Genomic DNA, 22,841 nt, shown 5'->3' on the forward strand with positions numbered 1-22,841 from the left:
CCCGTGCGCGGGGCGTCATGGCATTTCGTCTACGTGGCGCGCACGCATCTCTCACCGTCGAAACGCTTTACAAAATTGATGCCTGTAGGCATCATCCGAGGAGTCTGCCGCCTCGAAACAGCCTCGCGCGGCTCTCTTGTCCTTCCCCCTATTCTTACGGCTCATATGGCAGCAGTCCTCCCGCACGCGACCCCAGGCACTCCGATGTCCGGACTTGCGCGCGCGCTGGTACAAGCTGGCCGCCTGAGCGCGCAGCAGGCCGACGGCTTGCAAAAGAAGGCGACGCTCGAGCGCACCGCCTTCATCGACGCCATCCTCGCCGAGCGCACCATCGACGCCGCCACGCTGGCCGCTTTCTGCGCCGAGACCTTCGGCTACCCGCTGCTCGACCTCGCCACCTTCAGCGTGGAGGCGCTGCCGGCCGGCGCCATCGATGCCAAGCTGATGGCGGCGCAGCGCGTAGTCGCCCTGGCCAAGCGCGGCAACCGGTTGTCGGTGGCGATTTCCGATCCGACCAACACGCAAGCGCTGGACCAGATCAAGTTCCAGAGCGAAGCGGCGGTCGAGCCGGTGATCGTCGCCCACGACACCCTGCTGGCGCTACTGGCAAGCCTGACCAAGAGTTCCGAGCAAAGCCTGGCCGACATGGTCGGCGACGATGCCGACATCGAGTTCGCCGAAGAAGAACAGGCAGCGGCGCCGATGGAAGCGACCAACGAGGTCGAGGACGCGCCGATCGTGCGCTTCCTGAACAAGATCCTGATGGACGCCGTGAACCTGGGGGCGTCGGACATCCACTTCGAGCCCTACGAAAAATACTACCGGATCCGCATGCGCGTCGACGGCGTGCTGCGCGACCATGCGATGCCGCCGCTGTCGATCCGCGACAAGCTGGTCTCGCGCATCAAGGTGCTCGCCAAGCTCGACATCTCGGAAAAGCGCGTGCCGCAGGACGGCCGCATGCGCCTGATCCTGTCGGCCACGCGCACCATCGACTTCCGCGTCAGCACCCTGCCGACGCTGTTCGGCGAAAAGACCGTCATGCGTATCCTGGATGCGACCCAGGCGCAGATGGGCATCGACTCGCTCGGCTACGACCCCGACCAGCGCGACCTGCTCCTGAATGCCATCAGCCGCCCCTACGGCATGGTGCTGGTGACGGGCCCGACCGGCTCCGGCAAGACGGTCTCGCTGTACAGCTGCCTGAACGTGCTGAACAAGCCCGGCATTAACATCTCGACCGCGGAAGACCCGGCCGAGATCAACTTGCCGGGCGTGAACCAGGTCAACGTCAACGACCGCGCCGGCCTCACCTTTCCGGTCGCATTAAAATCGTTCCTGCGCCAGGATCCGGACATCATCATGGTCGGCGAGATCCGCGACCTGGAGACGGCGGACATTGCGATCAAGGCCGCGCAGACCGGGCACATGGTGTTCAGTACGCTGCACACCAACGACGCGCCCTCGACGCTGACGCGCCTGATGAACATGGGCGTGGCCGGTTTTAATATCGCCTCTTCGGTGATCCTGATCACGGCCCAGCGCCTGGCGCGGCGCTTGTGCACCTGCAAGCAGCCGCTCGAGATGACGCGCGACGCCCTGCTCGCGGCCGGCTACCGCGAAGGCGACCTTCAAGATGACTGGAAACCCTATGGCCCGGTCGGCTGCGAACGGTGCCTCGGGTCCGGCTACAAGGGACGCGTCGGCATCTACCAGATCATGCCGATCAGCCCAAGCATCGAAGCGCTGATCCTGGCCAGCGGCAACTCGATGCAGATTGCCGCCCAGGCCGAGAAGGATGGCGTCAACTCGCTGCGCCGCTCGGGCCTGCTGAAAGTAAAACAGGGGCTGACCAGCCTCGAAGAAGTGCTCGGCTGCACCAACGAATAGGATTAGATGATGGCAACCTCCCTCACCACCCGCAGCCGCGGCGGCGCGCAAATCAAGGAAGCGGTCTACGCCTGGGAAGGCAAGGACAAGTCCGGCAAGACCGTGCGCGGCGAACTGCGCGCGGGCGGCGAGGCGATCGTGAATGTCACCCTGCGGCGCCAGGGCATCATGGTCACCAAGGTCAAGAAGCGCGTCTACCGCAGCGGCAAGAAGATCACGGACAAAGATTTGACCATGTTTACGCGCCAGCTGGCGACGATGATGAAGGCCGGCGTCCCGCTGCTGCAAGCCTTCGATATCGTCGGCAAGGGCCATGCGAACCCATCGATGTCCAAGCTCATCCTCGACATCCGCGGTGACATCGAGACCGGCACCAGCCTCAATAACGCCTTCCGCAAGTACCCGCGCTATTTCGATCCGCTGTTCTGCAACCTGGTCGGCGCCGGCGAACAGGCCGGTATCCTGGAAGACCTGCTGCACCGCCTTGCCGTCTACAAGGAAAAGACGCTGGCATTGAAAAGCAAGATCAAGTCCGCCCTCACCTACCCGATCGCCATCCTGGCGGTCGCCTTTATCGTGGTCGCCGTGATCATGATCTGGGTGGTCCCCGCCTTCAAATCCGTGTTCGCCAGCTTCGGCGCCGATTTGCCGGCCCCGACGATGATCGTGATGGGCATGTCGGAATTTTTTGTGGAGTGGTGGTACCTGATCTTCGGCTCGCTCTTCGGCTCGATCTATTTCTTCTTCCAGTCCTGGCGCCGCTCGCTGAAAATGCAGCAAGCCATGGACCGCCTGCTGCTGCGCCTGCCGATCTTCGGCGACGTCATCCGCAAGGCGACCATCGCACGCTGGACCCGCACCCTGGCGACTATGTTCGCCGCCGGCGTGCCCCTGGTCGAAGCGCTCGACTCGGTCGGCGGGGCGTCGGGCAACGCCGTCTACCTCGACGCCACCCGCCGCATCCAGACCGAAGTCAGCACCGGCACCAGCCTGACGGTGGCGATGCAGAACGTGAACGTGTTCCCCAGCCTGGTGACGCAAATGGTCGCCATCGGCGAAGAATCCGGCGCGCTCGACGGCATGCTGGGCAAGGTCGCGGACTTCTTCGAGGACGAGGTCGATGAAGCGGTGGCGGCGCTGTCGTCGCTGATGGAGCCGATGATCATGGTGATCCTGGGTACGCTCATTGGCGGGCTGGTGGTGGCGATGTATTTGCCGATCTTTAAGCTGGGTTCGGTGGTGTAAGGGGCCGGCTGTAGGTGTTTAGTCGCGTCCCATCTGTCGACGCTGGCGCAAGTCGTCGGGATCAGGTTCAGCACGGAATTGTTGCCGCCGGTCTTTGCTGACGAAGAAGTATGGCTGGAGTGGGAGGTCGTCGCCATCCAGGCGCATCCACGGGATGGACATTTCCTGGATCTGGCGGGCGGATGGAGGGCGTCGAGGGCAATTGCCGCGTTGGCGCCCTGGGACGGGTGCTGGCGTGGGAGTGAAGCTGGGTGCAATGGTTGCCCATGTGATATCTTTCGCCAGATCACATCAACAACCTCCCCTTTGCGCACGCCATGAGAAGAATCGCCACCGCCAGCCTCCCCCTCCTGCTGGCGGCCTGCGCCACCCAGTCGCCCCTGACCGCGTACACCACCGGTACCGGCGCCGAGCGCAGCCTTGAACAGCAAGCGCTCGACTTCGAAAAAGCCGACATCACCCTGCGCATCGAACCGGCCAGCCGCAGCATCCGCGGCGACGTGCTGCTGACCTTCGGCACGCGCGCGCCGCTGCGGCAGATCGAGCTGGACCTGGACCGCAACCTGCCGATCGACGCCATCGAGGTCGACGGCCAGCGCCTGGGTGCGGGCGACTGGCGCAATCCGGAAGGCAAGCTGACCATCAACTTGCCGAGCCCCCTCGAGCCGGGCAAGCAGGCGTCCGTGCGGGTGCGCTACCACGGCAAGCCGCACGTGGCGAAAAAGGCGCCCTGGGATGGCGGCTTCGTCTGGTCGCAGACGCCCGACGGCCAGCCCTGGGTGGCCAGCGCCGTGCAGGGCGAAGGCTGCGACCTGTTCTGGCCGTGCATCGATCATCCAACCGGCAAGGCCAAGGTGGTCGACGAGCACATCAGCGTGCCGGCGCCGCTGGTCGTCGCGGGCAATGGCGTCGCCATGGGAATGGACGAAGCCGACGGCTGGCGCACCTATCACTGGCGCACGAAGAATCCGAGCACCTACGGCATCTCGGTGAATGTCGGCCCCTACAAGGAACTGACCGGCGCGTATCGCAGCCGCTACGGCAACACGATCCCGCTGCGTCTCTGGTATCTGCCGCAGAGCGAAAAGGGGGCGAACGAACTGTTTGCCGAGTTCCCGCAGCTGCTCGACTTTTTCGAGACCGTGATCGGCCCCTACCCCTTCGGTGACGAAAAGATGGGCGTGGTCGAGACGCCGCACAAGGGCATGGAACACCAGACCGTCAACGCCTATGGCAACGGGTACGCCAAGACGCCCTATGGCTACGACGACCTGCTGCAGCACGAATTCGCCCACGAATGGTTCGGCAACCAGCTCACCAATACAAACTGGGACGACATGTGGCTGCACGAGGGTTTTGGCACCTACATGCAGCCGCTGTACGTGCAATACCTGCACGGCGAGCAGGAATATTTTGCGTCGCTGATGCAGCTGCGCTCGAGCATCCAGAACAAGGCGCCGATCGTCTCGGGCAAGCCGAAGCTGGGCGAAGAAGTGTACGACCCGAAGCGCGGCGGACCGGGCCAGGACATCTACAACAAGGGCGCGCTGCTGCTGCATACGCTGCGCGGCCTGATCGGCGACGAGGCCTTCTTCCGCTCGGTGCGCGAGATCGTCTACGGCACCGACACGCCGCGTCCGGGTAGCTTCGCGCCGCGCTACGGCACCACGGCGGAATTCATCGCCATCGCCAAGCGCGCCAGCGGCCGCGACCTCGACTGGTTCTTCCAGGCCTACCTGTACCAGGCGGCGCTGCCGGAACTGCAGGCGACGAAAAACGGCAATACCCTGCAACTGGCCTGGAAAACGGAAAAGAACACGCCGTTCCCGATGCCAGTCGAGGTGCGTATCGGCAGCCGCATCGTCACCGTCCCGATGACGGACGGGCGCGGCAGCGTCGAGCTGCCGGCGGGCGCCGCCGCGGGCGCGGACTATACGCTCGACCCGCGTTCGAAGATCCTGCGCCGCGAGCTGCGCATCGAGCGTTTCCAGCAGTACCGGGAAGAGCAACGGAAAAACAAGGCCGCCTGACGGGCGCCGCTCAGCCGAGGGCCTGGGCCAGCGCAAGGCTGGCCAGCCGGGCACTGGCCAGCAGGCGCTCCTGGCTTTGCCCCATCCTGGCCTTGGCAGACAGGCCGTTCATCACCGTGCTGACATAGGCCGACACGTCCGCCGCCTGTTCCGGGTGGCGCCTGGCGATGTAGTCGAATATCACCTGTTCGGCCGCCGCATGGGCGGCGCGCGCCGCCGTGCGCGCTTCTTCGTCGCTGCTGCCGCATCCTTCGAGGACGATGCAGCCGGTTGCCGCCGGATCGGCCGAGTAGCGGCGGGCGGCGTCCTCGAGCAATGCACGGAGGCCCTCGACGACCGGACGGTCGGCGCGCAGCAGATCGGCCAGCGGAATGGCGCCATTGGCGCCGTAGCGTTCGATGACCCGGTTGTACAGGCCAAGCTTGCTGCCGAAGGCGGAATAAAAGCTGGGCGTGTTGATGCCGAGGGCGTCGGTCACGTCCGCCACGCTCACATCGTCGTAACCGCGCGCATGGAACAAATCCTGGGCGACCGCGGTCGCATGGTCGGGATCGAATTTGCGTGGCCGGCCACGGGGCCGAGCTATTTCTTTAGTCATGACTACAAAAATTCCTTGACAAGAAAACTGGGTGGATTATTGTAGCAACTCCTAAACTAATCGTATAGAGGCGCGCAATGGGCACGTTTGACAATAAATCGGTCCTGGTCCTGGGCGGCAGCCGCGGCATCGGCGCGGCAATCGTACGGCGCTTCGTCGCCGACGGCGCCAGGGTCACTTTTACCTTTTCGGGGTCGCCGGCGGCGGCGCAGGCACTGGCCGCCGAGACCGGAAGCACGGCGGTGATCGCCGACAGCGCGGACCGCGATGCGGTCATCGAGGTGGTGCGTAGCAGCGGCAAGCTCGACGTGCTGGTCGTGAACGCCGGGATCGCCCTCTTCGGCGACGCACTCGAACTCGATCCGGATGCGGTCGACCGCCTGTTGCGGATCAACGTGCATGCGCCCTATCACGCCGCGGTGGAAGCGGCGCGCCGGATGGCGCCGGGTGGCCGCATCATCGTGATCGGTTCGGTCAATGGCGACCGCATGCCGGTACCGGGCATGGCGGCCTATGCACTGAGCAAGTCCGCGCTCCAGGGACTGGCGCGCGGCCTGGCGCGCGATTTCGGGCCGCGCGAGATCACGGTCAACGTGGTCCAGCCCGGCCCGATCGATACCGACGCCAACCCGGCCGACGGCCCGATGCGGGACCTGATGCATGGTTTCATGGCGCTCAAGCGGCATGGCCGGCCGGAAGAGGTGGCGGGCATGGTGGCCTGGCTCGCAGGTCCCGAGGCGGGCTTCGTCACCGGCGCGATGCACACCATCGACGGTGCGTTCGGCGCCTGATTTGCCGACGTGCCGGCCTCAGCCGGCCAGGCGCGCCATCAGCACGCCGAGGCGGCGGATCGCCTCGTTCAGGTTGTCGGCGCTGGCGGCATACGACAGGCGCACGTACTGGTCGGCGCCGCAGTGGCCGAAGTCCTTGCCTGGCGTGAGCGCGACGTGCACCTCGTCCAGCGCGCGCTCGCAGAACTGCCAGGACGTGAGGCCGGTCGCGCTGACGTCGAAGTACACATAGAAGGCGCCATCCGGCGGCACCGGTACCGGTAAACCAATCCCCGCAAGGCCGGCCAGCACCAGTTCGCGGCGCCGGCCAAACTCGACGCGCCGCGCTTCGCAGACGGCCAGCGACTCCGGCGTGAAGCAGGCCAGCGCCGCCTGCTGCGACAGGTTCGAGGCGCAAATATAGTAGTTCTGCGCCAGGCGCTCCATGGTCGGCACCAGTTCTTCCGGCACGACCGCCCAGCCCAGGCGCCAGCCGGTCATCCCGAAATACTTCGAAAAACTGTTGATGACGATGGCGCCGTCGTCAAAAGCCAGCACCGTTTGCGGCGGCCGGCCTTCGGCATCGCGGTCGCCCAGGTTCAGGTAAATCTCGTCGACCAGGCGCCAGGCGCCGTGCTCGCGCGCCCAGTCGCAGATGGCGCGCAGTTCGTCGGGCGGCACCGAGGTGCCGGTCGGATTCGAGGGCGTGGCGATCATCAGCCCTTTGGTAGCAGTCGTCCATTTGGCGCGCACGCTGTTCGCATCGAGCTGGAAGCGGCTGCTCGCATCGGTGCTGACCAGTTTCACCTGCGCGCCGAAGCTGCTGAGGAACTGGCGGTTGCATGGATACGATGGGTCGCCCACGATCACTTCGTCACCGGTATCGACCAGCGCCGCGGTCACCAGCAGCAGCGCGGCGGAGGCGCCGGCAGTGACGATGATGCGGCTCGGCGCGATCGCGACGCCATGCTCGTGCAGGTAAAAGGCGGCGATCGCCTCGCGCAGGGCCGCCGTGCCCAGCGCGCCGGTGTAGGGCAGCGGACCGTCGACGGCCTTGCGCGCCGCTTCCAGCACGGCCGGCGGCGGGCCGAAATCGGGTTCGCCCAGGCTGAGCTTGATGACCTGGTGCCCTTCGGATTCGAGGGCGGCGGCGCGTTTGCCGAATTCCATGGCGAAGAAGGGATCGATCGACTGGGCGCGTTGGGAGATTTTCATGGTGGTTTCGATGTGAGACTGTGCGCTGCGAATTCTACAGGTGAGGCGCTTTGCCTGCTCGGTATCGGCTTCGGCACCTGCACGGGGCAAACTGCAGATATGGCTCTCCTTTCGCAATCACCCGCGTACCTTGCGCTCACACATTGCGGACTAAAGTGACATCATATATACTCATTTTCGAACGCATAATTACTCACTCCATGCAAGCCAATTTCAAGCCTCCGTTCGCCAAATTCGTCAAGAAGCAGCACAAGCCGCTTCAGTTGGCGATCGAGGACGCGGTAGAAGAAATCTGCGAGAGCCCAGCAGTTGGAGAGGCAAAAACCGGTGATTTGCAAGGCATACGCGTTTTTAAGTTCGTACATCAAAGGCAGGAGTACTTGGTTGCCTACCGGCCGCCGACCGATGAAGAAATGGCGTGCGAGAATGTAAAAGTTGATCTGCTATTCATCGATTTTTACCAAGCAGGAACACACGAAAATTTTTATGCGGATTTAAAAAAGTACTTGAAATCATGAGAGGTCAACCATGAACCATCCAACTGCCGATGCTGTCTTCCAGGACTTTCGAAAGCTCACGAAGAAAGAACGCGCGCGTTTTTACGAGTTACTCAGCGAGAACAGCTTGAGCGACGAGGACCTCTCGCACGAACAAGTCTTTGGCCACCTGAGCGGTGCTGAATTCACCGCTGCCGAAGCTGCACAGTATCTGGACGTCTCGATGTCGACATTCCGCCGTTATGTCAGTGCCAGCAAGATTCGGGCGACATCGCAGATTGGCCGAAGCGACATGTTCGCGACGGCAGACCTGAAAGCGTTCAAGCGGTCATTACGAGAAGTTAAGGGCGTTTGACCTTACTCGCTGCCGTTCGACAGCGGTTCTTCAGCTGCGGCCCGGCACGATATCCACCCCGATCTGCTCCGCCAGCGCCAGCAATTCCCCATACGCCGCCGCATCCTCCACCAGGCTGCGCGTCGGCGCGCCCGGCTGCAGCACACCATCGGCAATACGGTCGCCGAACAGCACCAGCGCCCGCGCGCTGTCGTCCTGGCGCGACATCCAGAGCAAGCCCTGTACCTGCGGCAGGGCGGCGTGGATCGCCACCGCCCATTGGCGGGTGACCGGGTACTGGTCTTTTTCGGTATCGATCAGCTGCTTGCGTTCGACGCCGAGTTTACGCAGCGCGCGGCTGCCGAGGTCGGCCAGCAGCAGGTCCTGGACGGACGTGAATTGCGAATGGCCCTGCCCTGCGAGCTTGTTCTTGTCGTAGGTCTTGAAGCCGGCCGTGAAGGGCACGTCGTGGAACACGCTTTCCATGGCGGCGCAGGCGAAGCTGGCGCCGCCGTAGAGCGTGGGGATGCGCGTGCCGTTGGCATCGGCGATGGGACTGAAGCGGGCATTGCCCTTCAGGCCGGGATTGAACTGGACCGCGCCATAGTCGAGGTGATGGATGCGGTGGATGACGGTATCGCGCGGCCAGGTGATTGTGGTGACGTGCAGGATGGGCGGTGGCGCGATGGCCGCGCCGGGGATGGTGGATGCATCCGGCCTGGCGGCCGGCGTCTTAGCCATGCAGCACGCCTTCGCATTCGTCGGCGGCCGCGGCCAGCACGCGCTCGGGCTCGCGCGCCAGCAGGTCGCGCGGCGTCTTGCCGCCGAGGTAGCTGTTGGCGGACATGAACCAGTAGGACAAGCCCCAGCTGTCCTTGGTGTCGCCGAAGAGTTTAAGGATCTCGGCCAGCGCCTTGCGCGGCCGGTAGCCGGCCTGGGGGTCGAGGCCGTAGCTAGGGAAATAATCGATGCCGTTGTGGCGGATGGCGAAGATGGCGCCGTCGCGTTTCCACTTGTTGGGCTGGGCGCTCGGGTTGCTGGCGCTGAATCCCGCCGCCGTGGCGATTTGCGCCGCCGTCATCCAGTCGCCGCTGTCGATCACGGCGGTGCGCGCGCGCGCCAGCATGGCTGCTTCCTTGAGCTCGTTCGGCGTGGGCGGCGCCTTAGGCACCAGCGCGTCCACGATCGCTTCGAGCGATTGACGGTGATGGTTGCCGACGATGGTTTTCACCAGGTCGGCGATATTGGCAAAGGTTTCCGCCATCGCCGCCGCCTCGCGCGGTGTGGCATGGGCAATCGCCACCGCCACGACCTGTTCGGCATCCGATCCATCGAGGCCCCTGCTGACCTCTCCAGGTTTGCCCGCAAGCGTCGAAATACCGGGCACTCCGTATTCCAGTACGCGCATGTTGCCTCCTGCTGAGATTAGATTGAACGGTATGACTTCATACTAACCCATATAACCGCTTTGTGCCAGATGCGGTGCTGGCGCCGATCAAGGACCGGCAGCGTGGCTAACGCAGCAACAGACGCACGCAGCGCACAAGCTTGTTTCGCAAAATCGGCCGAAACCCCCTAAAATAGGTTGATCTACGGAACCATTCACCTCTGATTTTCCCTATCTGGAAGCCTGCATTGGAAACTTTACTCTTCGCCGCCCCGGGCTTGCTCGGTCCAACCCTGGTCGCCGGCCTGCTCGGTCTGCTCATCGGCAGTTTCCTGAACGTGGTCATCCACCGCATCCCGAAGATGATGCAGCGCGAATCCGACAATTACGTGGCCCACGAAAGCGGCAAGGAACTGCCGCACACCGATCGCTACAACCTGATGGTGCCGCGTTCCGCCTGTCCCCATTGCGGGCACCAGATCACGGCGCTGGAAAACATCCCCGTGATCAGCTGGCTTGCGCTGCGCGGCAAGTGCCGCAAGTGCAAGGCGCCGATCTCGGCGCGCTACCCTGCGGTCGAGCTGCTGACCGGCGTGCTGTCGGCCGCCCTGGTCTGGAAGTTCGGCAGCGGCGCGGCCGGCATGGCGACCCTGCTGTTTGCCTGGCTGCTGATCGCGATGACCTTCATCGACGTCGACACCCAGCTGCTGCCCGACGACCTGACCTTCCCGTTGCTGTGGGCGGGTTTGTTGATCAACCTGAACGGTACCTTCGTGCCGCTGCATGACGCCGTCATCGGCGCGGTGGCCGGCTACCTGGTGCTGTGGGCGGTCTACTGGCTGTTCAAGCTCGCCACCGGCAAGGAAGGCATGGGCTACGGTGACTTCAAGCTGCTGGCGGCGCTGGGCGCCTGGCTCGGCTGGGCGATGCTGCCGACGATTATCTTGCTGTCCTCGGTCGTGGGCGCGTTAGTGGGCATCAGCCTGATCGTGTTCGCCAAGCGCGGGCGCGACAAGCCGATTCCGTTCGGTCCCTACCTCGCCGCCGCCGGCATGATCGCCCTGTTCTACGGCGACCAGCTCGGCGGCATCTTCCAGGGCGTGTTCTCTTAAGTCCATGGAACAGCGCCAGCCACCTGCATTCTCCGTCGGCCTGACCGGCGGTATCGGCTGCGGCAAGACGACTGTCGCCGACATGTTCGGCGCGCTCGGCGCCTCGCTGGTCGATACCGACGCCATCGCCCACGCCCTCACCGCGCCCCACGGCGCCGCCATGCCGGCCATCCTCGCCGAATTCGGCGCCGGCTTCGCCACGCCGGACGGCGCCATGGACCGCGCGCGGATGCGCGAACTTGTCTTCACCGATCCCGGCGCCCGCGCGCGCCTGGAAGCGATCCTGCATCCGCGCATCCGCGAAGCGACCGCCGCCGCGGCGGCACTCGCCAGCGGCCCCTACGTGATTTTCGTAGTGCCGCTGCTGATCGAATCGGGCACCTGGCGCGAGCGTGTGACGCGCGTACTTGCGATTGATTGCAAAGAAGAGACGCAGGTTGCCCGTGTCATGGCCCGGAATAACCTGTCCGAAGCGCAGGTGCGCGCCATCATGGCCGCCCAGGTCACGCGTGCACAGCGCCTGGCCGCGGCCGACGACGTGGTCGTCAACGACGACGGCCTGGATGCCTTGCGGCCCCAGGTCGAGCGCCTGCATGCGTTTTATCTGGCGGAAAGCGCGCGCCTGGCCGCTGCTACAATGCAGGGTTTGTAATTTTGCTCCGCATGGTTCAGAATCACGGAGTTGCTCGCCAGCCCACATTCAGGGGAATGTCACTTTGATCGTCTACGAATATCCTTTCAACGAGCGCATTCGCACGTTGTTGCGGCTGGAGGACCTGTACGAGAAATTCAAGTTCTTTGTACGTCAGGAGCATCCGATGCAGCACCATGTGGCGCTCTCGACGATCTTCGACATGCTGGAAGTGGCCGGCCGCGCCGACTTGAAATCCGACCTGCTGCAGGAACTCGAGCGCCAGAAGCAAAGCCTGCTCGCCTACCGCAGCAACCCGAACGTAGCGCCGGAAGCGCTCGACGCCATCCTCGCCGAACTCGACCAGGTCAGCAGCGCCCTCGTGGCGAGCCAGGGCAAGACCGGCCAGAACGTGCGCGACAACGAGTGGCTGATGAGCATTCGCGGCCGCACCATCATTCCCGGCGGCGCCTGCGAATTCGACCTGCCCTCGTACTACGCCTGGCAGAAACGCCCATATGACCAGCGCCATGCCGACATCATGGGCTGGTTCGGCCCCTTGATGCCACTGTGCGATGCGCTCGCCCTGGTGCTGCGCCTGCTGCGCGATTCCGGCCGCCCAACCAAGATGATCGCCGCCGCCGGCAGCTACCAGCAAATGCTGCAGGGGAAGGTGTATCACATGCTGCGCCTCGGCCTGGACGAATCGCTTGGCGCGATTCCCGAAATCTCGGCCAACAAGTATATGCTGTGGGTACGCTTCACCACCCAGGGCGGCGACCTGAAACCGAAGTCGCTGGAAGAAGATGTACCATTCGAGCTCACGCTCTGTAATTTTTGAAGCCTGACACGTACCGCCATGACCGTTGTAGCCTGCCCCACCTGCGCCAGGAAAGTCGAATGGACGCCTGAAAACAAGTACCGTCCATTCTGCTCCGAGCGCTGCAAACAGATCGACCTCGGCGCCTGGGCCGAAGAGAAATACACCATTCCCGCCGCTGCGCCGAACGAGCCGCAGCACGACCCGCTGGACGACGACAAGCACTGATCTTGAAGCGGCCATCCGGATTCCTCGTCCGTATGGCCCTGGCCGCGATCCGCGGCTACCAGCGCCACCTCTCCCCGCATAAAGGTTTCAGCTGCGCCTATCGCCGTGCGACCGGGCGCGACGGGTGTTCGGGGTACGGGGTGCGGGTGATCGGGCGCTTCGGATTAATGGCCGGCCTGGCGCTGTTGCGGCGCCGGCTGCGGCTGTGCGGACAGACCCATCGCCGGCGTCCGGTCGTACCCAATCCGATCCTGTACTACCAGCGCGGCGACTGCGACGTGCCTTGTGACGCCGATTGCCTGGACTGCGCCGGCGACTGCAGCTGCAACCCGCTGGAGCGGTACCTGGACGAGAAATGGCGTAACGCAAAGTACCGCTGGCGGCGCTGGCGCGAACGGCGCCGGGAACGGTAGCGCTCCGTAGGGTGGGCTGTGCCCACGCGGTACGGCGGTTGATTATCGATTCGGCATCCCGGTGACACGTTTCGATGATCACGCGTGGTATCGCGTGGGCACCAGTGCCCACCCTACAACGACTTACGCGGTAACGCTGATCCCGCCCGGCACCAGCACCGGCTTGTTGCGGCGGCCGTAGCGGTCCATGAACAGCCCTTCCAGGCCGATCTGCGGCTGGCGGCCCGAGACCATGTCGGCCAGCACGCGGCCCGAGCCGCAAGCCATGGTCCAGCCGAGCGTGCCGTGGCCGGTATTCAGGAACAGGTTGCCATACGGGGTCGGGCCGATGACGGGCGTGCCGTCCGGCGTCATCGGACGCAGGCCGCACCAGAACTCGGCCTTGGAGACGTCGCCGCCCTGCGGGAACAGGTCGGTCACCGAGTGCTCGAGCGTGTCGCGGCGCGCCTGGTGCAGGGTCAGGTCGAAGCCGGCCAGTTCGGCCGTGCCGCCGACGCGGATGCGGTCGCCCAGGCGCGTGATCGCCACCTTGTAGGTTTCGTCCATGATGGTCGATTCCGGCGCGCCGGCGGCGTTCGTGATCGGCACCGTGATCGAATAGCCCTTCACCGGATACACCGGGATGTGGATGCCGATCTGTTTCAGCACGAAGGGCGAATAGCTGCCCAGCGCCAGCACGAAGGAATCGGCCTTCAGTTCGCCCTGCGAGGTGACCACGCCGGTCACCTTGTCGCCCTCGACCGAGAGACGCTTGATCTCGACGCCGTGGCGGAATTTCACGCCCAGTTCCTTGGCCATCTCGGCCAGCTTCTGGGTGAACTTGAAGCAGTCGCCGGTTTCGTCGTTCGGCAGCAGCAGGCCGCCGACGAACTTGCCGCGCACATTCTTCAGCGCCGGCTCGTAGGCTTCGCAGCCGGCCGGATCGAGCACTTTATAGGGCACGCCATACTGCTGCAGCACGGCGATGTCGGTGGCGGCGCCATCGAGCTGCTTCTGGGTGCGGAACAGCTGCAGGGTGCCCTGGGTGCGTTCGTCGTAGGCGATGCCGGTGTCGGCGCGCAGCTGCACCATCACGTCGCGGCTGTACTCGGCCAGGCGCACCATGCGGCCCTTGTTGATGGCGTAGCTCTTGTGATTGCAGTTGGCCAGCATCGACAGCATCCAGCGCCACTGGTTGGGGTCGAGCTTGGGACGCACCACCAGCGGGCTGTGCTGCATCATCAGCCACTTGACGGCCTTGGCCGGCACGCCGGGACCGGCCCATGGGGACGCGTAGCCGGGCGAGATTTCGCCGGCATTGCCATAACTGGTTTCCATGCCGGCAGCCGGCTGGCGGTCGATGACCGTGACGTCGTGCCCCGACTGGGCCAGGTAATACGCCGTGGTGGTGCCGATGACACCACTACCCAAGACGATGATTTTCACAAGGATCCTTCAACAGATTGGTTGACTGCTTTTTTACCCGGCATAACGCAGCTGATCGAGCCACGCCAGCAGGGGGATGGTAGCGGGCAGCAGCGGGGTAAGGCCGACTGTCCCTTGCCACGCAAAGGCCTGGCCTTCCAGGCTTTGCGGTTCGCCGCGCCAGTCGCGGCTGATATAAAAATGGAGCCGCACATGGGCGTGCTCGTAGACGTGTTCGACACAGCACCATTGCGCGGCGCTGACGATGTGCACGCCCAGTTCCTCGACGAATTCGCGCTGCAGGGCGGTGAAGATGTCTTCGTCCCGCTCGACTTTACCGCCCGGGAATTCCCAGTAGCCTGCATAGGGTTTGCCCGCCGGGCGCTGGCCGAGCAGCACGTCGCCGTTCGGGCGCATCAGGATGCCGACCGCCACATCGATCGGCCGGGTTGTCGCTTGCTGCATCGGTGGTCCGTTCGGAAAAGCCGATATTGTACGCCAGCCTGATGCTTAAAGCGTTGGCAGTGTTGCAGGGAGTGGTACAAAAATGCGGGGTGGGATAACCGGCGGGAATGGGGTGTGGTATTTGGTGTTCGTAGGGTGGACTCCGTCCACGCGGTGATACGTGCCAGCGAGATCATCGAGCACGATAACGGAGCCGTTGCGTATCACGCGTGGACGGAGCGGTTCGCCGCCCGGTCCACCCTACGTTCGTTGCGAATCGGATTCCGTGGCGAGGACATACGATGGGGGTTACCGCGGGGCCGCCGAGGCCAACGCGGTAACACGTTACAGCGGATCTGGCTCCGTGGCGAGCTTGCCGGCGTAGTCTTTCGCGAATTGCCAGGCCACGCGGCCGGAGCGCGAGCCGCGGCCCAGGGCCCATTGCAACGCCTCGCCGCGGGCGGATTCGATCTGCCCCGGCGTGCAGCCGAAACTTGTCAACCAGTGCGCGACGATCTCCAGGTAGTCGTCCTGCCGGAACGGATAGAACGACAACCACACCCCGAACCGCTCCGACAGCGAAATTTTCTCTTCGACCGCCTCGCCCGGATGCAGTTCGCCATCGTCGCCGTGTTTATATCCCGTGTTGTCCGCCATCTTTTCCGGCATCAGGTGGCGCCGGTTCGAGGTGGCGTAGATCAGGACGTTGTCCGACTGCGTCGCCACGCTGCCGTCGAGTGCTACCTTCAGCGCCTTGTAGCCGGCCTCCCCTTCTTCGAACGAGAGGTCGTCGCAAAAGATCACGAAGCGCTCGGGGCGCGCCGCCACCAGGTCGACGATGTCCGGTAAATCGGCCAGGTCGGCCTTGTCGACCTCGATCAGGCGCAGGCCCTGGTCGGCGAAACCGTTCAGGCAGGCTTTGATGAGGGATGATTTGCCGGTACCGCGCGCGCCCGTCAGCAGGACGTTGTTGGCCGGCCGGCGCGCCACGAACTGGCGCGTGTTCTGTTCGATCTGGCGCTTTTGCGCATCGACGTGCTGCAGGTCCTCGAAGCGGATCGTGGAGGCGTGCAGCACCGGCTGCAGGTAACAGCCGCCGCCACCCGCGCGGCGGCGCCAGCGAAAGGCGAACGCACGCCGGAAATCCGGCTCGCGCGGCGCCGGCGGCAGGATCGCCTCGACCCGCGCCAATAACCCTTCGGCGCGGTGCAGGAACTGTTCAAGCGGCGTCATGCGGCCCTGCTTACGAACGGTAGTCGGCGTTGATGCTGACGTAGTCGTGCGACAGGTCGCAGGTCCAGACGGTGGCGCTGGCATCGCCGCGACCGAGCGTGACGCGCACCAGGATCTCGGCCTGCTTCATCACGCGCTGGCCGTCCGCTTCCTGGTAATCCGGATTGCGCCCGCCCGCTTTCGCCACCCAGACGTCGTCCAGGTACAGGTCGAGCTTGGTCACGTCGAGGTCGTCGACGCCGGCGTAACCGACGGCGGCCAGGATGCGGCCCAGGTTCGGGTCCGAGGCGAAGAAGGCGGTTTTCACCAGCGGCGAGTGGGCGATCGCGTAGGCGATCTTGCGGCACTCTTCCAGCGAGCGGCCTTCTTCGACGGTGATGGTGATGAACTTGGTCGCGCCTTCGCCATCGCGGATGATCTGCTGCGCCAGGTTGCGCGAAATATCGGTGACGGCTTCCTTCAAGGCTTCATAGTCGGGGCCCGACGCCTCGTTGACGACCAGGCTGCCGGCGCCGGTGGCGATCAGCATGAAGGAATCGTTGGTCGAGGTGTCGCCGTCGATGGTGATGCTGTTGAAGGAGCGGTCGGCTGCGTATTTGACCAATTCGTCCAGCACCGGCTGCGCCACTTTCGCATCGAAGGCCAGGTAGCCGAGCATGGTCGCCATGTTCGGTTTGATCATGCCGGCGCCCTTGCTGATGCCGGTCATGGTGACGGTATGGCCGCCGATGGTGACGGTACGCGAGGCCGCCTTCGGCTGGGTGTCGGTGGTCATGATCGCCTCGGCGGCGTTGAACCAGTTGTCCGCGGTGAGGTTCTCGATCGCGGCCGGCAGGCCGGCGACGATTTTTGCGACAGGCAGCGGTTCGAGGATCACGCCGGTCGAGAATGGCAGCACCTGCTGGGCGTCGCAGCCGAGCAGTGTCGCCACTTCGGCGCAGGTGGCCTGGGCATTGGCCAGCCCCGCTTCGCCGGTGCCGGCGTTGGCGTTGCCGGTATTGACCACCAGCGCGCGGATCGGCTTGCCGCCGTTGGCGACCGCCGCCAGGTTCGCCTTGCTGACCTGCACCGGCGCCGCGCAGAAGCGGTTCAGGGTGAACACGCCGGCGACGGTCGCGCCATCGGCCAGGCGCATCACTAGGACGTCCTTGCGGTTGGGCTTCTTGATGCCGGCTTGGGCAAAACCGATGTCGATGCCGGCAACCGGTTTCAGGTCGGCGGCGACAGGCAGGGGGGAATTCACGGCCATGGTGGTCTCATTGGAAAGATTTCGAATCCGATATTGTACTGCGCGCGCCGTAAGGGAGCGCGCGGCGCTGCGAAGGAGCGCTTGTTCCATTTCTTGAAGGCATTCAGTCCCTTCCCTGCTCCCATCCGCGTAACGGCTGGAATGCATATTTTGTCAACTGTGTACTCCATGAGTTAACAAAATACATCAGAGCAATCGTGTGCGAGAGCAACATACCTATACTCGATCAAGCCCGGTGCAATTCCTGTTATTGCCGGGCACGCGCCCTTTTTACCAGGGCTCATATAACCAGAATCAGGAGACGGAAATGAAGTTCACCACCAAGGCAGCGCTGCTGGCTGCATTGTGCGCAGGCCTCGCCGCTGCGCCCGCCGCATTTGCCGATGGCCCGGCGCGCCAGCTGACGGCGTCCGCCAAGCTGTACAAGCACTACTTCCAGGAAGCGGCGAAGGAATTCGACGTGCCGGTCGAACTGCTCGAATCGATCGCCTACGCCGAAACCCGCTGGACCTCGCACGTACCAAAAGGCCGGCTGAAAAGGAATGGCGAGCCGGAAGTCGAGATCGACCCCGATCCGCACCACGGCATGCCGCCCAGCTACGGCATCATGGGCCTGCGCAACGACACCTATTTCGGCACCTCGCTGACCCAGGGCGCGGCCCTGATCCGCGTCTCGCCCGACGTCGTCATGACTGACGTGCGCAGCAACATCCGCGCGGCCGCTGCGCTGCTGTCCCAGCACGGCGCGCGCAAGACGAAGAACTTCCCGCTCGAGGACTGGGAAGGCGCGGTGGCGCGCTACAGCGGCATCCCGCAGCCCGAGATCGCCCAGATCTACACCTATGAAATCCTGACTGCGATCCGCCAGGGCCGCGAAGGCGCCGGCTTCAAGGTCAACCAGCGCCACGTGGAGATGGAAAAAGTCTACGGCAAGGACAAACTCAGAAAACTGTCCGCGCGCCGCATCACGGTCGAAACCGGCGTCCCGGATCCGAAGATTTCGGTACCGGACTTTGTCGACGCGCCCGCCAAGAACAAATAAGGAGACATCCATGAAGAAGAACATGCATGGCCTGCTGGCAGGCTTGATCGTGGGCGTCCTCGGCCTGCAAGCGCTGCCAGCCGCCGCCTCGCCCGACTATCCGCCCGCGATCTGGAACCCGGCTGCCAGCTGCAATTATTCGGCGCGCACGGCGGCGATCAGCCACGTGACCGTCCACACCACGCAAGGCTCGTACGCGGGATCGATCTCCTGGTTCCAGAACTGCCAGGCCGGCGTCAGCGCCCACTACGTGGTGCGCTCCTCGGACGGGCAAGTGACGCAGATGGTGCGCGAGACCGACAAGGCCTGGCACGTCGGCAACTCGAACGGCTACACGATCGGCATCGAGCACGAAGGCTACATCAACGCCCCCGCCACCTGGTACACCAGCGCCATGTACAACGCCTCGGCGGCGCTGACGCGCGACATCCTTGCGTCGCGCGGGCTGTCGCAAAAGGTCTTTGATGGCAGCGGCGGCTGGAACGCGGTGCCGTCCGATTCGGTCTACAACGTCAAGGGCCACGTCAACTTCGCCAGCCAGAGCCATACCGACCCCGGTTCGGGCTGGGACTGGCCGCGCTACAAGGCGCTGGTGGCCGGCGGCACCGGCGGCGGTGGCGGCAGCGATGCAGGACTCACCTGGCCGCTGGTCCAGTACGGCGCCACCGGCGAACGCGTGCGCACCATCCAGTACCTGCTGCAGCAATGGGGCTATTCGCTCACCGTGAACGGCAGCTTCGACACCGCCACCCAGAACGCCGTGAAAAACTTCCAGACTTCGCAAGGCCTGGGCGCGGACGGCGCCGTCGGCAACGCCACCTGGCCGGCGCTGACGGTCGTCACCCAGCAGGGCGACTCGGGCGCCAAGGTGCGTGCCGTGCAGAGCCAGCTGAACGAGAGTGGCTATGGCTTGACGGTGGATGGCATTTTTGGGGCCGGCACGAATACGGCGGTGCGCAGCTTCCAGTCGTCGAAGGGTCTCGGTGTCGACGGTATCGTCGGTGACAACACCTGGAGCAAAATGGCCTGGTGATCGGGCAACCGTCACCGTGAGCCGCCGCATCCTGCAAAGGACGTAGGGTGGGCGGCTCTACCTTTTCAGTGTGCGGACAGGCGGCATTTGCGCCGCCCACGCGTTCAACCATCGTCTGAAATTTCGCGACGTATCGTCGGCTGGTTGAACGCGTGGGCGGCGCACGTATTTCGATACCCCGGAGCCGCAGGTGTAGCCGCCCACCCTACGACCATGCGGCCCCAATCGACAATAAAAAAGGCGCCCCGCAGGGCGCCTCTCTTTTTACAGCTGCCGGCTTACGCCAGCTTGCCGTGGCAAGCCTTGAACTTCTTGCCGCTGCCGCAAGGGCATGGATCGTTGCGGCCGACTTTCACACCCATGTAGGTATTGTGGTCCTCGGCCGTTTGCGGCGTGGTGCCCGGCGTGGCGATCGGCGCCAGCAGCTCTTCCGGCGCGGCCGACGGGTTGAAGTCGGCGTGCTGGTAGTTGATGTTTTCCAGGTGCGCCTGCTGCGCAGCCATGGCCGCTTCCGCCGCCTCGACTTCTTCGCGCGACTGGATGCGCACGGTCATCACGGTGCGGATGACTTCGTTCTTGATCTGGTCGAGCATGCTGCCGAACAGCTCAAAAGCTTCGCGCTTGTATTCCTGCTTCGGGTTCTTCTGCGCATAGCCGCGCAGGTGGATGCCCTGGCGCAGGTGGTCGAGCGCCGACAGGTGTTCGCGCCAGTGCGTGTCGACGCTTTGCAGCATGACGTTGCGCTCGAAGCCGCCGAAGGATTCCTTGCCGACGATGGCGATCTTGCTGTTGTACGAAGCGTCGGCCGCGGCCAGCACCCGTTCCAGGATGTCGTCGTCGTTCAGGTTCGGCTCGTCGACCAGCATCTGCTCGAGCGGCACGTCCAGCGCCCACTCGGCCGCCAGCGTCGACTGCAGCGACTTGATGTCCCACTGCTCTTCGACCGATTCGGCCGGCACGTGGGCGCGCACGACGTCGGTGTAGGTGCCGGCGCGCAGCGAGGCGATCAGTTCCGAAATGTCGGCCGCTTCCAGCAACTCGTTCCGCTGGGTGTAGATCACCTTGCGCTGGTCGTTGGCGACGTCGTCGTATTCGAGCAGCTGCTTGCGGATGTCGAAGTTGCGCGCTTCGACCTTGCGCTGGGCGGTTTCGATCGAACGGGTGACGATGCCCGCCTCGATCGGCTCGCCTTCCGGCATCTTCAGGCGTTCCATGATCGCGCGCACGCGGTCGCCGGCGAAGATGCGCAGCAGCGTGTCGTCCAGGCACAGGTAGAAGCGCGAGGAACCCGGATCGCCCTGGCGGCCCGAACGGCCGCGCAGCTGGTTGTCGACGCGGCGCGACTCGTGGCGCTCGGTACCGATGATGTGCAGGCCGCCGGCGCCCACCACATGGTCGTGCAGCGACTGCCATTCATCGCGCAGCTGCTTGGCTTGCGCGGCTTTCTCGGCTTCCGACAGCACGTCGTTCGCTTCGATGATCTGGATCTGCTTCTCGACGTTACCGCCGAGGACGATGTCGGTACCGCGGCCGGCCATGTTGGTGGCGATGGTGATCATCTTCGGGCGGCCCGCCTGGGCGATGATTTCCGCTTCACGGGCGTGCTGCTTGGCGTTCAGGACGTTGTGCGGCAGGCCGGCCTTGGTGAGGATGCCGGACAGCAGTTCCGAGTTCTCGATCGAGGTCGTGCCGACCAGCACAGGCTGGCCACGCTCGTAGCAATCCTGGATGTCGATCAGCATCGCGTTGTACTTTTCCTGCGCCGACTTGTACACCTGGTCCTGGCGGTCCTTGCGCTGCGAAGGACGGTTCGGCGGGATGACGACGGTCTCGAGACCGTAGATTTCCTGGAACTCGTAGGCTTCGGTGTCGGCCGTACCGGTCATGCCGGACAGCTTGGTGTACATGCGGAAGTAGTTCTGGAAGGTGATCGAGGCCAGCGTCTGGTTCTCGTTCTGGATGCGCACGCCTTCCTTGGCTTCCACGGCCTGGTGCAGGCCGTCGGACCAGCGCCGGCCCGTCATCAGGCGGCCGGTGAATTCGTCGACGATGGTCACTTCGTTGTTCTGCACCACGTAGTGCTGGTCCTTGTGGTACAGGACGTGGGCGCGCAGCGCCGCATACAGGTGGTGGATCAGCGTGATGTTGGCCGCATCGTACAGCGAGGCACCTTCCGGCAGCAGGCCCATCTTGGTGAGGATGGCTTCGGCGTTCTCGTGGCCGGCCTCGGTCAGCAGCACAGTGTGCGCTTTCTCGTCCTTGATGTAGTCGCCCGGGACTTCGATCTTGCCCTTGCCGTCCGGGGTTTCTTCGCCGATTTGCTGGACCAGTTGCGGCGGCACCGCGTTCATGCTGTGGTACAGGTCGGTATGGTTCTCGGCCTGGCCGGAAATGATCAGCGGCGTGCGCGCTTCGTCGATCAGGATCGAGTCGACCTCGTCGACCACGGCGAAGTTCAGGCCGCGCTGCACGCGTTCGCGCGCCTCGTAGACCATGTTGTCGCGCAGGTAGTCGAAACCGAATTCGTTGTTGGTACCGTAGGTGATGTCGGAACCGTAGGCGGTCTGCTTGGTGCCGTGGTCCATCTGCGACAGGTTGACGCCCGTCGTCAGGCCGAGCCAGCCGTACAGGCGGCCCATCGAATCGGCATCGCGCTGCGCCAGGTAATCGTTGACGGTAATGACGTGCACGCCCTTGCCCGACAGCGCATTCAGGTAGACCGGCAGGGTTGCCATCAGGGTCTTGCCTTCACCCGTGCCCATTTCGGCGATCTTGCCTTCGTGCAGGACCATACCGCCGATCATCTGCACGTCGAAATGGCGCATCTTGAGCACGCGCTTGGCGGCTTCGCGGCAGACGGCAAAGGCTTCCGGCAGGATGGCGTCGAGCGTCTCGCCCTTGGCGACACGGTCCTTGAAATACGGGGTCTTGGCCTGGAGATCGGCGTCCGACAGCGCTTCCATCTGCGGCTCGAGCGCGTTGATCTGACGCACGGTTTTTTGATATTGCTTGAGCAGCCGCTGGTTGCGGCTACCGAAAATCTGGGTCAGTAATGACATGCTAAGTTTCTTAAAAAGACGCCGCAAAAAGAGCCAGGGATGATATCCAAAAGCGATACCTACTCAAGACCGACGGTGGCATAAAGCGAATGATTTTATCATGCGATGCGGCCACACTTGGGGATGATAGGCATGATAACAAGTGTCGTGCCTGAAAGAATGTTGCCAAATTGCCTTGCCCGGGGTGGATTACCACATCCGGCGGGT

Annotated in this window: 22 protein-coding genes; 13 read left to right on the forward strand and 9 right to left on the reverse strand. The window is 64.1% G+C overall.

Annotated elements, in window-relative coordinates:
- Positions 1–204 precede the first annotated feature (204 nt).
- The 3 genes from pilB (at position 205) to IFT60_RS04085 (ending at position 5,165) form a co-directional block, all read left to right on the forward strand.
- Positions 205–1,890, forward strand: coding sequence for a type IV-A pilus assembly ATPase PilB (gene pilB, locus IFT60_RS04075; protein WP_229510675.1), 1,686 nt, complete (start codon positions 205–207; stop codon positions 1,888–1,890).
- Between the two features lie 9 nt (positions 1,891–1,899).
- Positions 1,900–3,135, forward strand: a complete 1,236-nt coding sequence (locus IFT60_RS04080) for a type II secretion system F family protein (RefSeq protein WP_192049762.1) — start codon at positions 1,900–1,902, stop codon at positions 3,133–3,135.
- A 317-nt stretch (positions 3,136–3,452) separates the two neighbouring features.
- On the forward strand, positions 3,453–5,165 hold the full coding sequence (locus IFT60_RS04085) for a M1 family metallopeptidase (protein ID WP_192049764.1): 1,713 nt from the start codon (positions 3,453–3,455) through the stop codon (positions 5,163–5,165).
- A gap of 10 nt (positions 5,166–5,175) precedes the next feature.
- Here IFT60_RS04085 and IFT60_RS04090 read toward each other — a convergent pair whose 3' ends face one another.
- Positions 5,176–5,763, reverse strand: coding sequence for a TetR/AcrR family transcriptional regulator (locus tag IFT60_RS04090; RefSeq protein ID WP_192049766.1), 588 nt, complete (start codon positions 5,761–5,763; stop codon positions 5,176–5,178).
- A gap of 77 nt (positions 5,764–5,840) precedes the next feature.
- Between IFT60_RS04090 and bdcA the strand changes: the two genes are divergently transcribed.
- Positions 5,841–6,554 (forward strand): SDR family oxidoreductase, encoded by a 714-nt coding sequence (gene bdcA, locus IFT60_RS04095; protein ID WP_192049768.1) that lies wholly within the window; start codon positions 5,841–5,843, stop codon positions 6,552–6,554.
- Positions 6,555–6,572: 18 nt separating this feature from the next.
- On the opposite strand, the gene IFT60_RS04100 is transcribed toward bdcA, so the two are convergent.
- Positions 6,573–7,748, reverse strand: coding sequence for a pyridoxal phosphate-dependent aminotransferase (locus IFT60_RS04100; RefSeq protein ID WP_192049770.1), 1,176 nt, complete (start codon positions 7,746–7,748; stop codon positions 6,573–6,575).
- Between the two features lie 200 nt (positions 7,749–7,948).
- Between IFT60_RS04100 and IFT60_RS04105 the strand changes: the two genes are divergently transcribed.
- Positions 7,949–8,266: a type II toxin-antitoxin system RelE/ParE family toxin gene (locus IFT60_RS04105; RefSeq protein WP_192049772.1), complete on the forward strand. Its 318-nt coding sequence runs from the start codon at positions 7,949–7,951 to the stop codon at positions 8,264–8,266.
- Positions 8,267–8,276: 10 nt separating this feature from the next.
- Positions 8,277–8,600, forward strand: coding sequence for a helix-turn-helix domain-containing protein (locus IFT60_RS04110; protein WP_192049774.1), 324 nt, complete (start codon positions 8,277–8,279; stop codon positions 8,598–8,600).
- 30 nt (positions 8,601–8,630) lie between these two features.
- Here IFT60_RS04110 and IFT60_RS04115 read toward each other — a convergent pair whose 3' ends face one another.
- Together IFT60_RS04115 and IFT60_RS04120 are read right to left on the reverse strand one after the other, a co-directional pair.
- Positions 8,631–9,320 carry an RES family NAD+ phosphorylase gene (locus IFT60_RS04115; RefSeq protein WP_192049776.1) on the reverse strand — a complete coding sequence of 230 codons (690 nt, stop codon included), beginning with the start codon at positions 9,318–9,320 and terminating at the stop codon, positions 8,631–8,633.
- The gene (locus IFT60_RS04120; protein ID WP_192049778.1) at positions 9,313–9,987 is read right to left on the reverse strand and encodes a hypothetical protein; all 675 of its coding nucleotides are present in this window, start codon (positions 9,985–9,987) and stop codon (positions 9,313–9,315) included. The genes IFT60_RS04115 and IFT60_RS04120 overlap by 8 nt, the downstream gene beginning before the upstream one ends.
- 227 nt (positions 9,988–10,214) lie before the next feature.
- On the opposite strand from IFT60_RS04120, the gene IFT60_RS04125 reads away from it, so the two are divergent.
- The 5 genes from IFT60_RS04125 to yidD all read left to right on the forward strand — a co-directional run bounded on the left by IFT60_RS04125 (position 10,215) and on the right by yidD (position 13,170).
- Positions 10,215–11,078 (forward strand): prepilin peptidase, encoded by an 864-nt coding sequence (locus tag IFT60_RS04125; protein ID WP_192049780.1) that lies wholly within the window; start codon positions 10,215–10,217, stop codon positions 11,076–11,078.
- A gap of 4 nt (positions 11,079–11,082) precedes the next feature.
- Positions 11,083–11,730: a dephospho-CoA kinase gene (coaE, locus tag IFT60_RS04130; RefSeq protein ID WP_192049782.1), complete on the forward strand. Its 648-nt coding sequence runs from the start codon at positions 11,083–11,085 to the stop codon at positions 11,728–11,730.
- A gap of 64 nt (positions 11,731–11,794) precedes the next feature.
- On the forward strand, positions 11,795–12,550 hold the full coding sequence (gene zapD, locus IFT60_RS04135) for a cell division protein ZapD (RefSeq protein ID WP_192049784.1): 756 nt from the start codon (positions 11,795–11,797) through the stop codon (positions 12,548–12,550).
- 18 nt (positions 12,551–12,568) lie between these two features.
- On the forward strand, positions 12,569–12,757 hold the full coding sequence (locus IFT60_RS04140; protein ID WP_192049786.1) for a DNA gyrase inhibitor YacG: 189 nt from the start codon (positions 12,569–12,571) through the stop codon (positions 12,755–12,757).
- A gap of 2 nt (positions 12,758–12,759) precedes the next feature.
- Positions 12,760–13,170, forward strand: a complete 411-nt coding sequence (gene yidD, locus IFT60_RS04145) for a membrane protein insertion efficiency factor YidD (protein WP_229510676.1) — start codon at positions 12,760–12,762, stop codon at positions 13,168–13,170.
- A 123-nt stretch (positions 13,171–13,293) separates the two neighbouring features.
- Here the strand turns inward: yidD and IFT60_RS04150 are convergent, their stop codons facing one another.
- The 4 genes from IFT60_RS04150 to argJ form a co-directional block, all read right to left on the reverse strand.
- On the reverse strand, positions 13,294–14,595 hold the full coding sequence (locus IFT60_RS04150; RefSeq protein WP_192049788.1) for a D-amino acid dehydrogenase: 1,302 nt from the start codon (positions 14,593–14,595) through the stop codon (positions 13,294–13,296).
- Positions 14,596–14,628: 33 nt separating this feature from the next.
- On the reverse strand, positions 14,629–15,039 hold the full coding sequence (locus tag IFT60_RS04155; protein ID WP_192049790.1) for an NUDIX domain-containing protein: 411 nt from the start codon (positions 15,037–15,039) through the stop codon (positions 14,629–14,631).
- Positions 15,040–15,363: 324 nt separating this feature from the next.
- Positions 15,364–16,251 carry an ATP-binding protein gene (locus IFT60_RS04160; protein ID WP_192049792.1) on the reverse strand — a complete coding sequence of 296 codons (888 nt, stop codon included), beginning with the start codon at positions 16,249–16,251 and terminating at the stop codon, positions 15,364–15,366.
- Between the two features lie 10 nt (positions 16,252–16,261).
- Entirely contained in the window at positions 16,262–17,500 is a 1,239-nt protein-coding gene (gene argJ / locus IFT60_RS04165) for a bifunctional glutamate N-acetyltransferase/amino-acid acetyltransferase ArgJ (protein ID WP_192049794.1), read from the reverse strand.
- A gap of 307 nt (positions 17,501–17,807) precedes the next feature.
- On the opposite strand from argJ, the gene IFT60_RS04170 reads away from it, so the two are divergent.
- A complete protein-coding gene (locus IFT60_RS04170; protein ID WP_192049796.1) occupies positions 17,808–18,542 on the forward strand; it encodes a hypothetical protein in 735 nt (244 codons plus the stop codon).
- 10 nt (positions 18,543–18,552) lie between these two features.
- Complete coding sequence (locus IFT60_RS04175) at positions 18,553–19,575, forward strand: peptidoglycan recognition protein family protein (RefSeq protein ID WP_192049798.1); 1,023 nt, start codon at positions 18,553–18,555, stop codon at positions 19,573–19,575.
- Between the two features lie 278 nt (positions 19,576–19,853).
- Here the strand turns inward: IFT60_RS04175 and secA are convergent, their stop codons facing one another.
- Positions 19,854–22,634 (reverse strand): preprotein translocase subunit SecA, encoded by a 2,781-nt coding sequence (gene secA, locus IFT60_RS04180; RefSeq protein ID WP_192049800.1) that lies wholly within the window; start codon positions 22,632–22,634, stop codon positions 19,854–19,856.
- Positions 22,635–22,841 lie beyond the last annotated feature (207 nt).

Source organism: Massilia sp. CFBP 13721, assembly GCF_014842025.1.
GTDB lineage: Bacteria > Pseudomonadota > Gammaproteobacteria > Burkholderiales > Burkholderiaceae_D > Telluria.

Excerpts from the sequence above, each read along its gene's own strand:
- pilB (WP_229510675.1), top strand. The coding sequence starts at position 205 with ATGTCCGGACTTGCGCGCGCGCTGGTACAAGCTGGCCGCCTGAGCGCG.
- IFT60_RS04080 (WP_192049762.1), top strand. The coding sequence starts at position 1,900 with ATGGCAACCTCCCTCACCACCCGCAGCCGCGGCGGCGCGCAAATCAAG.
- IFT60_RS04085 (WP_192049764.1), top strand. The coding sequence starts at position 3,453 with ATGAGAAGAATCGCCACCGCCAGCCTCCCCCTCCTGCTGGCGGCCTGC.
- IFT60_RS04090 (WP_192049766.1), bottom strand. The coding sequence starts at position 5,763 with ATGACTAAAGAAATAGCTCGGCCCCGTGGCCGGCCACGCAAATTCGAT.
- bdcA (WP_192049768.1), top strand. The coding sequence starts at position 5,841 with ATGGGCACGTTTGACAATAAATCGGTCCTGGTCCTGGGCGGCAGCCGC.
- IFT60_RS04100 (WP_192049770.1), bottom strand. The coding sequence starts at position 7,748 with ATGAAAATCTCCCAACGCGCCCAGTCGATCGATCCCTTCTTCGCCATG.
- IFT60_RS04105 (WP_192049772.1), top strand. The coding sequence starts at position 7,949 with ATGCAAGCCAATTTCAAGCCTCCGTTCGCCAAATTCGTCAAGAAGCAG.
- IFT60_RS04110 (WP_192049774.1), top strand. The coding sequence starts at position 8,277 with ATGAACCATCCAACTGCCGATGCTGTCTTCCAGGACTTTCGAAAGCTC.
- IFT60_RS04115 (WP_192049776.1), bottom strand. The coding sequence starts at position 9,320 with ATGGCTAAGACGCCGGCCGCCAGGCCGGATGCATCCACCATCCCCGGC.
- IFT60_RS04120 (WP_192049778.1), bottom strand. The coding sequence starts at position 9,987 with ATGCGCGTACTGGAATACGGAGTGCCCGGTATTTCGACGCTTGCGGGC.
- coaE (WP_192049782.1), top strand. The coding sequence starts at position 11,083 with ATGGAACAGCGCCAGCCACCTGCATTCTCCGTCGGCCTGACCGGCGGT.
- IFT60_RS04140 (WP_192049786.1), top strand. The coding sequence starts at position 12,569 with ATGACCGTTGTAGCCTGCCCCACCTGCGCCAGGAAAGTCGAATGGACG.
- IFT60_RS04155 (WP_192049790.1), bottom strand. The coding sequence starts at position 15,039 with ATGCAGCAAGCGACAACCCGGCCGATCGATGTGGCGGTCGGCATCCTG.
- IFT60_RS04160 (WP_192049792.1), bottom strand. The coding sequence starts at position 16,251 with ATGACGCCGCTTGAACAGTTCCTGCACCGCGCCGAAGGGTTATTGGCG.
- argJ (WP_192049794.1), bottom strand. The coding sequence starts at position 17,500 with ATGGCCGTGAATTCCCCCCTGCCTGTCGCCGCCGACCTGAAACCGGTT.
- IFT60_RS04170 (WP_192049796.1), top strand. The coding sequence starts at position 17,808 with ATGAAGTTCACCACCAAGGCAGCGCTGCTGGCTGCATTGTGCGCAGGC.
- IFT60_RS04175 (WP_192049798.1), top strand. The coding sequence starts at position 18,553 with ATGAAGAAGAACATGCATGGCCTGCTGGCAGGCTTGATCGTGGGCGTC.
- secA (WP_192049800.1), bottom strand. The coding sequence starts at position 22,634 with ATGTCATTACTGACCCAGATTTTCGGTAGCCGCAACCAGCGGCTGCTC.